At 70.5% G+C, this 8,392-nt stretch carries 6 protein-coding genes and 1 riboswitch; of the genes, 2 read left to right on the forward strand and 4 right to left on the reverse strand.

Annotation, left to right across the window (positions count from 1 at the left end; genetic code table 11):
• Nucleotides 1-86: 86 nt before the first annotated feature.
• From ABZ479_RS15315 to ABZ479_RS15325, 3 genes are all read right to left on the reverse strand, one after another.
• Nucleotides 87-1,706 (reverse strand): tannase/feruloyl esterase family alpha/beta hydrolase, encoded by a 1,620-nt coding sequence (locus ABZ479_RS15315; protein ID WP_500462036.1) that lies wholly within the window; start codon nt 1,704-1,706, stop codon nt 87-89.
• 813 nt (nt 1,707-2,519) lie between these two features.
• Nucleotides 2,520-3,626 carry a hypothetical protein gene (locus tag ABZ479_RS15320; RefSeq protein ID WP_500462037.1) on the reverse strand — a complete coding sequence of 369 codons (1,107 nt, stop codon included), beginning with the start codon at nt 3,624-3,626 and terminating at the stop codon, nt 2,520-2,522.
• A 448-nt stretch (nt 3,627-4,074) separates the two neighbouring features.
• Nucleotides 4,075-4,737, reverse strand: coding sequence for a TetR/AcrR family transcriptional regulator (locus ABZ479_RS15325; RefSeq protein WP_500462038.1), 663 nt, complete (start codon nt 4,735-4,737; stop codon nt 4,075-4,077).
• Nucleotides 4,738-5,084: 347 nt separating this feature from the next.
• Between ABZ479_RS15325 and ABZ479_RS15330 the strand changes: the two genes are divergently transcribed.
• Complete coding sequence (locus tag ABZ479_RS15330; protein ID WP_500462039.1) at nt 5,085-5,585, forward strand: cupin domain-containing protein; 501 nt, start codon at nt 5,085-5,087, stop codon at nt 5,583-5,585.
• Nucleotides 5,586-5,821: 236 nt separating this feature from the next.
• Here ABZ479_RS15330 and nicT read toward each other — a convergent pair whose 3' ends face one another.
• Nucleotides 5,822-6,934 carry a Nickel transporter NicT gene (gene nicT / locus ABZ479_RS15335; protein ID WP_500462040.1) on the reverse strand — a complete coding sequence of 371 codons (1,113 nt, stop codon included), beginning with the start codon at nt 6,932-6,934 and terminating at the stop codon, nt 5,822-5,824.
• 28 nt (nt 6,935-6,962) lie between these two features.
• A riboswitch (cobalamin riboswitch) is annotated at nt 6,963-7,164 on the reverse strand.
• Nucleotides 7,165-7,639: 475 nt separating this feature from the next.
• Between nicT and ABZ479_RS15340 the strand changes: the two genes are divergently transcribed.
• The gene (locus tag ABZ479_RS15340; protein WP_500462041.1) at nt 7,640-8,335 is read left to right on the forward strand and encodes a thioesterase II family protein; all 696 of its coding nucleotides are present in this window, start codon (nt 7,640-7,642) and stop codon (nt 8,333-8,335) included.
• Nucleotides 8,336-8,392 lie beyond the last annotated feature (57 nt).

Here is an 8,392-nt window from a genome sequence, read left to right on the forward strand (position 1 = left end):
CGGGCCCGGGGCATCCCGGGCCCGGCACCGGCGGCATCGACGTCCCCGAGGGCTCCGGCCGACTCCCTCGGTCCGTCACATCGAGGTCAGTGCCGGGACGGGGCGACGCAGCGGAAGCTGGAGGCGTCGTGCGGGTCGCCGTGGCCGTCGTAGCGGGAGACCTCCGGGTAGCCGCACAGGTCACGGTCGACCTCCTGCCCGGCGGAGTTCACCAGGGAGGCGGGCAGGGTCCTGGGGGCCTTGCCGTGTTCGACCCAGGTCCTCAGCGCACCGAGGTCGTCGGTGGTGCCGTCGCCCGAGTCGAGGCCGCAGTGGACTGTTGCCGGGGCGAGGAAGAGGCGGTAGAACTCGTCGACCCTCTTGGCGCCGTGCATCGTCCGCTCGACGTCCTCGCGGTACGCGACCGTGCCCTGGGCCGGGATGAACTGGTCGGCCTGTCCGTGCCAGCTCAGCAGCTTGCCACCGGAGTCGCGGAAGGCGGACAGGTCGGGGTCGTCGGTGCCGATGATCCCGTCGTACTCGGCCTCGGACTGCCGGAACAACCGGGTGAACTCGCTGTACGTGATCGTCGAGACGTCGAACGACGGCTGCTTCTTCACCCATGAGGTGACCCAGGACGCGGGCACGGGGAACGGATCGCCCTTGACGTCGCCGTTCGCGTCGGGGCCGGTGACGCCGGCCAGCGCCGACAGGTCGGCCCCGACGGGGACGCCGGGCCACAGCTTCGTGCCGGACGGGGTACGCGGGCCGTCCCAGATCTTGCGGACCACGGCCGCGTCGGCAGCCGTGACGGTCAACTCCTTGCCCGCGCACACCACCTTGGTGCCGATCAGCCGGCGCGGGTCGAAGTCGCACCGGGCCGGTTCCTCGACGAGGCCGTCCGCGACGCCGTCGCGCGCGTCGCATGCCGCGACGGCGGCGTCGGTGAAGGCCTTGAACTCGCAGGCGGTCGGATAGGTCTGCTCGTTGTTCATGACGACCTGCGGCCACAGGGTGGCGACCTCGAACTCGTCCCAGTGGACGGCGGGTGCCTTCGCGAGGATGCCGTCGTAGTCGTCGGGGTGGCGCTGGGCCTCCATGTAACCCTGACGTCCGCCGGTGGAACAGCCGTTGAAGTACGCGTAGGCGGCACGCCTGCCGTAGACGCCGTCGACGACCTGCTTGCCGACGACCGCCGCCTCGTGCTGGGAGCGGGAGGCGAAGTTCTCCAGCAGCGCCCTGTTGACCTTTCCGTCGCCGCCCAGGGCCCAGTTGACGTCGAGGACGTCGCCGACGCCCGCGTCCGTGGTGGTCACGGCGTAGCCGTTCTTGACCGCGGCGGCCATCCCCGCGCCGTTGTCCCCGGCCGCGTACGCGCTGCCGCCGAGCGCCTGGAAGCGACCGTTCCATTCGCTGACGGGCAGCCAGGTCCGCACCTTGGCGTGGTCGTTGCCGCCGGGGTGCGTGAGGGTGACCGTCACCTCGCAGTAGGCGGGCACGCCGGTGACCGTCCCGCCCAGGATTCCGCTCCCGTGCACGGTCCCGCCCTCCTTGCGGACCGCGGTCACGGACTCCACTTCGCTACCGGACGGGGCCTTCACGGACGGCGTCGCGCAGGTTGACGCCACGGAACCCGGGCCGTGTCCGGGTTCGGCCGATGCGGTGGGCAGGAAGACGGCCGCGGCCAGCGGCACGCAGGCAGCGAGGACGGTCAGAGCTCGTTTCATGGGTGTTCCGTTCAGGAGGCGGGTGTGCGGGAGATGCGACGGCGCAAGCGAACGGCAGGGAGCGGCGCGCGGTTCATCGCGAACGACGACCGCGTGCGGTGTTCACCGAAGGCCGGCACCGACCGTATCACCGGTTAAGGGGGTGACGAAATGAGTTCGGTGTGATGCCCGGGCAGCCGGCCTGGGGAGCGGTCGTGGCGCGTGCAGCCGGCGAGGGTGCGGTCGAGGCGGCGGACCGCTTGGGCGCGGACCGCTGGCTGCGCACCGACGTCGTCGTCTCGTGCAGCGTCATGGCCGGTGGCCACGGACGGCCTCACCGCCCGGCGTTCGGATGCCCTTGGCTGGAGGCCGCCTCGGCGTCATCGGGGTCGCCGCGGCGCCGGAGCGCCGCAGAAGGGGTCACGCCCGCTTCATGGTTGAAGGGATCCTGCGGGACGCACCGCCGGCGTCACAGGCGGCGGCTGATAGCCGCAGACGACCTGGGCCGGGTCGTCGCTGTCGACTCCACGACCGTCCGGGCGAACGTTCCGCACGGCGCGGCCGCCGGGTCGCCGCCTGCGCCCAGGCAGAGGACCAGCGACTGGTCGCCCTGCACCACCAGTACGGCCGCTGCGTGCCCCGCGCCTTCTTCGGCCCGGGGCATCCAGCCCGCGCACCTCCACCCGGTCGGAAATCGGCCGCGACGGCACGCGTCGCGGGCCTGAGGATGTCGTTCGCCCGTTGGAGGGCGGCGCTCTGCACCCTCGGCCACGTCGCCGACGTCAACCCTTCGGCACCACGTCCGCGTCAAGGGACGGCCGGAGAATCCCGCCCTCAGGCGGTTTCGGCGTAGCGCTCTCCCGCGTACGCCCGGATGACCGGGACGACCGCCTCCGCGCCGCCGGGCAGGCGGTCCAGCCGGACCAGGGCGTAGGCCTGGTGGCCGTCGAGCAGATAGCTGTGCGGGAGGTTCGTCGGCGTGCCCGGCAACGGCCACACCACGACCCACGGCCGCGTGTCCCGGCTACCCGGAGACCGGGGTCCGACCGAGACGGCCGCGACCTGCGCCCAGGTGAAGTACTGCTCCTCCTCAGTGAATTCACGCATGCCGATCCCGGCGGGGCCGACCCGCAGCCGCAGGGGCCGGTGCCATCGGAAGAGGGACCGGCCGGCGAGGGGCCAGCAGGCGACGGCACCGACCAGGCAGCAGAGCGCGATGACGGTCACGAAGCCCTCGGTGGGGCGGCTGATCAGCTGCCAGAAGGAGTACGTGAGGACGGCGGCCGCCGCAGCCCACACCACGGCCCAGGTGCCGGCCTGGCGGGTGTCGGCGAAGACCTGCTCGTCACCGGGCACATTCCGTTCGGGCCCCGTCACAGCCACCGGGATCGGCGGCCGCACGGAGCGCGGCGCGGTCTCGAAGCGGGCTCCGGCGTGCTCGGCGAGGGCTGCGGCCAGCGCGGAGACGCTCTGGTCCAGGTCCGTGCAGTCCACGAGGGTGTAGCGGATCCGGTCGTCGCCGAAGGTCACGTCGGGCTTGCGGCGGAGCGTCACGCCAGGTGCGGTCCACAGGCTCAGCAGCGACTTGGGCGACGCGGGGAGCTCGTCGACGTTCTCCGCGGAGTTGGGGACCTGTCGGAGAGAGACGGCGTCGATCTGCTCCCAGGCCAGCTCGGCGTCGTGCAGCGTGATCCCGAACCCGTCGACCCGCAACTGGAAGGGCCGTTTCGCCTTGCGCAGGTCGCGCCACCCCCGGAGGACCGACACCACCGACAGGAACAGGACGAACCACGCGGCCATCGCGCTGTCGCTGCCGGCCGTCGTCCTGCCGTTCGTCCTCAGGTCGGCCAGCCACAGCAGGGCGACCGCCGTCACGATGATCCCCCCGACGAAGAACCGTCTGCCGCGCCGTCTCAGCGTCCGCTCGACCGTGAATTCCATTGCCCCCGCGTTTCCCCTCGTCATCCCGCCCGAACACACCCATGGTGCGGCTCCGCATGCCCAGGTCGCGGGTCCCGGCGACGCGGTGTTGCCCAACCGTGACGCCCGCGGGACAACACCGCCCGGCGGTCGCCCGGGCGGTTCCCGGCGTTCATCCGCGCGCCACGGCATCGTGGTTCTGCACGCACAGCGCGCCGGACCGGAGGCAGCTGCTCCGGAGGCAGTCGCTCGTCCGGTGTGCCTCCGGACGTCCCGGAAGGCGTCAGCCGCTGCTCGCCGTTCGCGCCGGGTTCCATTGGCGAAAAATTGCCCGCCCCCGTCCCCGCCGCCGATGCAGGTCGCGCTATCGACGCCGCCGACCGCGGTGGTGCCCTCGCCTGCACCACCATCCCCGAGCCCTGGTGAACCGGCTGTCCCGCCCTCGCGGCCTGAGGCCGGAAGCAGGGACCTATGAGCCGAGCAGCCCTCGGATAACCACCTCGCTCAAGGATTCCGTCTTCTGCCGCCACTCCTCCGCCTGAGGTTCCCCCTCCTCGTTCATGCGGCGTACGAGTTGCCTCTGGGTCATGACGACTGCGGGCCCAGTGAGCGCGCTGAACAGGACGTCCATGCTCATGGCCGGCATCCGGCCCGAGGCGATGAGCCGCTGCGCCAGCGGTTCGAGCTTCTCCACGAATCGGCCGGTGTACTCGCTGTACAGATAGTTCAGGCGGTCGGTCTCGAGAATGGATTCGTCGGAGATTATGCGGTTCGCATGGGGCATGTTCGCCGCCATGGTGTGGAAGGTCCGCACGACGCACTTGAACTTGTCGACATCGTCCAGGTCACCGTCGAGGATGGTGCTGAGCCGTTGGACGGGAGCCCTGAGGGCATGGTCGACCGCCGCGCGCCAGAATTTCTCCTTCGAACCGAAGCGGTCGTTGATGAAGTTGTGGTTGACCCCGAGGCGCTTGGCCAGTTCCCGCACGGACGCGCCCGAATAGCCCAATTCGGCGAAGGCCTCGAGTCCACGCTGGAGGATCTCGACATCGCTGAGGTCGACCTGCGGCGATCTCGCCCGGCGGCGGTCGTCCCGCGTGTCGTCCATCGCGCCGTTTGCCGGCACTGACACCTCACCCATCCTTCTGATGTCCCATCGGCCGGGCGGCCGGATCCCAGCCGGTTGCCGGAAGTCACGCCACCTGCGCCGCGCTGCGCCACCACCCTGACGGACTTCGGGGCTCGAGCGGCCACGGGAGGCGGCGCCTCATCGAACATTACCGCCGCACGTTGCTGAAAGCCGACAGAGGCCCGACGGTCGCGCAGTGGCCTGACCTGGGAGGTCCGGGAAGCGGGCTGCAGAGGGGGCTGCTTGCCTGACAGCTGTCAGGGCCGGGTAATCTGACAACTGTCAGGCGCCGGGTCGACCGCGCCTGCTTCTACTGTGAGGAGTCCTGGATGAGTCTTCCCATGCTGCAGATGGACACCGACGACCCTCGCTGGACGAAGCGTGGAGCCATCCACGTGCCCGCCGGCGAAGGCATCACCAAGTGGGTGTCGGACAACGTCTACTCGGTCAAGGTCCACACCGACAACACCGACGGACACCTGGGCTTCGTCGAGGCGGACATACCGCCCGGCGCGGGGCCGGTGGCGCATGTCCACAACCGCAACAGCGAAGCCTTCTACCTGCTCGACGGCGAACTCGAGTTCCTCAACGGCGACGAGAAGATCATCGCCCGGTCGGGGGACTTCCTGTACGTCCCGCCCGGCATCCGCCACCGTTTCCTGAACAAGAGCACCCGTCACGCCAAGATGCTCTTCCTGTTCACCCCCGGCGGCCCCGAGGCCCTCTTCATGAGGGGCGACGAGCCCGTACCCGGTGTGCCCGCCCCTTTGTGGGACGCCCGGCGATTCGCCGATTACGGGGAATCGCTCGCCGATCTGGACATCGATTCACCCGTGATGCCGGAAAGCTGAACCGGCCCCCCTGACGCTCACACCTTGGGGCCTTGCGGGCGCTCGGTTGCCCGTCAGGCCCCAAGGGCCCTGCCGCCGTCGCTGCGGCTCTGCGTGCAGGCAGGGCAGGCCGCACCACGGACCGGTGGCCGGCACCGAGCCCTTGAGGGCCGGACGTGGGAGCACCGTTCGGAGGGATCGTGGGCGACGCGCCCGGCGCCGGCTGCGCGCCGGGTGCGCCTCCGTCCCGGAAGGCGTCAGCCGCTGCTCGCCGTTCGCGCCGCCCAGCGATCCTCCACCCTGGCGAGGCGCCAGTAGGCGATCGCGACGGCCCACACGGCCACGAACAGGCCGACGATCACGTAGCCGACGTTGTCGAGGTCGAGTCCCGCCACCCAGCCCGTGAAGCCGTCCGTCATGTCGAGCTTGTCGTGCAGGACACCGACGAGCTCGATGGTGCCGATGAGGAAGGCGACCGCGATCGACAGACCGGTGATCGTGAGGTTGTAGTAGACCTTGCGGACCGGGTTGGAGAACGCCCACTGATAGGCGAAGTTCATGAAGGTCCCGTCGAGCGTGTCGAACAGGCTCATGCCGGCGGCGAACAGCAGCGGCAGGCAGAGGATCGCGTACCACGGCAGTCCCGCCGCGGCCCCGCTGCCGGCCATGACCATGAGCGCCACCTCGGTGGCGGTGTCGAAGCCCAGCCCGAACAGGAAGCCCAGGGGGTACATCTGGCCCGGGCGCGTGATCGCCTTCGTCAGCCGGCCCAGGATCCGGTTCATGAAGCCCCGCGAGTCCAGGTGCGCCTCGAGTGCGGACTCGTCGAAGGACCCCCGGCGCATGCTCCTGAAGACCCGGAGGATGCCCAGCAGCGCGACGAGGTTGAGCGCGGCGATGGCGTAGAGGAAGGTTCCCGAGACGGTGGCGCCGACCAGCCCGAGCGTCTGGTGGGTGCCGGAGTCCTCGTCGGCGAGGGTGCCGGCGAGCTGCGTGCCCCCGGCGACGAGGGCCGCCAGCGCCACGACGACGCTCGAGTGCCCGAGGGCGAACCAGAAGCCCACCGAGACGGGCCGCTTGCCGTCCGCCATGAGCTTGCGCGTGGTGTTGTCGATGGCGGCGATGTGGTCGGCGTCGAAGGCGTGCCGCATCCCCAGCGTGTACGCGGTGACGCCGAGGCCCAGGCCGAAGGCCTTGGAGCCGACCTCGTAGTGGTTCGGCACCACGAGGAGGAAGAGGATCCCGAAGGCGACGACGTGCAGCGCCACGATCACCGCCATCAGGCCGACGGTGCGGACGGTGTCCTCGCGCCGCCAGCGGAAGGCCGCGGGCAGGTCGGATGTGGGCAGGTCGGATGTGGGCAGGGTCATGCGGTCACGCTCCAGCACCTCGTGGATCACTTCGTGAGATGCCGCGGCCGGTCTCCTGGCTTACGGGCGAAGCGCGCCCGCCTCTGCCTTCCCGGCCTTGGTGAGGCCAGTGGCACCGCCGATGGCGGAAAAGGCGGGAACTACCCGATCACAGTGGCGAGGGCCGCTCCGGAGTGAGCTTGTGTCAGCTGTCACCGGTCTTCCCGAGCACCACGGCGCCCCCACCCTAGAAGCCCTGGTGGGAGGCCTGCAAGGCTCCGCCGTGGGAGGGGTTGAAGATCACATCCGGGCCTGTGGAGGTGACGCCCGTGCACCCCGTGCCCGGCCGGTGGCCCGCCCGTGCCGTCGGCTCCCCGCCACCGCCGGACGGACCCGTCCGGCGGTGGTGCTCGGTCTGCCGCTGCCGACGGCCGACGATAAACTCAGGCCGACAAGCCGCACGCTCCGGAGCACGTACGTCGCCGGGTCCGTTTCCCCGGCCCATGGGCGCCGCGCACACGATTCGGGCGCTCCTGGCATCCCCGGGGTCACCCACCGGTCCGGCGAAGTCCACGGGCGGATGGCGCAACAAGGCGAGGCGGCCACGATGCCGCGATCCCCATCGGACGGATCCAAGTGAACCCACAGAATGCCGGCACCTCCCCTACGGCGACCAGTCGCTGGTTCCGGACCATCAGGCCCGTTCCGGCCCCCACGCTGCGACTCGTGTGCTTCCCGCACGCGGGAGGAACCGCCAACTTCTTCCGTCCGTGGAAGGATCTCGTACCCGAAGGCGTGGAGCTGCTCGCCGCCCAGTACCCGGCGCGCGAGAGCCGCTTCCTGGACGCTCCGGCCGAGACGATGGACGAGCTGGTCGCGGACCTCGCCGTCACGTCCCGTGAACTTTTCGACGTGCCCGTCGCCTTCTTCGGACACAGCATGGGGGCGTCCGTCGCCTATGAGCTCGCCACTCGCCTGAGGGAGGAACACGGGCGGACCGTGACCGCACTGTTCGTGTCGGGACGCGGCGGCCCGGGGAAGGAGCGGAGGAGGCCGGGGCTGGCGGACGCCGGCGACGAGGAGCTGGTCGCGGACCTGTCCGAGATGGGCGGCACACAGGCCGAGGTGTTCCGCGACCCCGCATTGCTCGAGCTCGTGCTGCCCGCGATCCGCGCGGACTACCGCCTGCTGGAACGCTACGACGCGCGCATTCCCGACGAGGACTCCCGCCTCGACGTTCCCGTGGTCGCCTACTACGGCAACGGCGAGAAGGACCTCGATCACGAATCCGTCATGGCGTGGTCGGCGATCACGAGGGCGGGTTTCGACTTCCGGTCCTTCGAAGGCGGCCATTTCTACCTCGTGGAGGAAGCCGACAGCCTCGTGAGGGACCTCCTCGCACGGCTCCGGACAGCGCACTGATTCCTGCTGTCCCGGTGGAGCGTGGGGCCCACGCGCGAGATCGCGCGTGGGCCCCGA

It is taken from the genome of Streptomyces sp. NPDC005722, assembly GCF_040630935.1.
Taxonomy (GTDB): domain Bacteria; phylum Actinomycetota; class Actinomycetes; order Streptomycetales; family Streptomycetaceae; genus Actinacidiphila.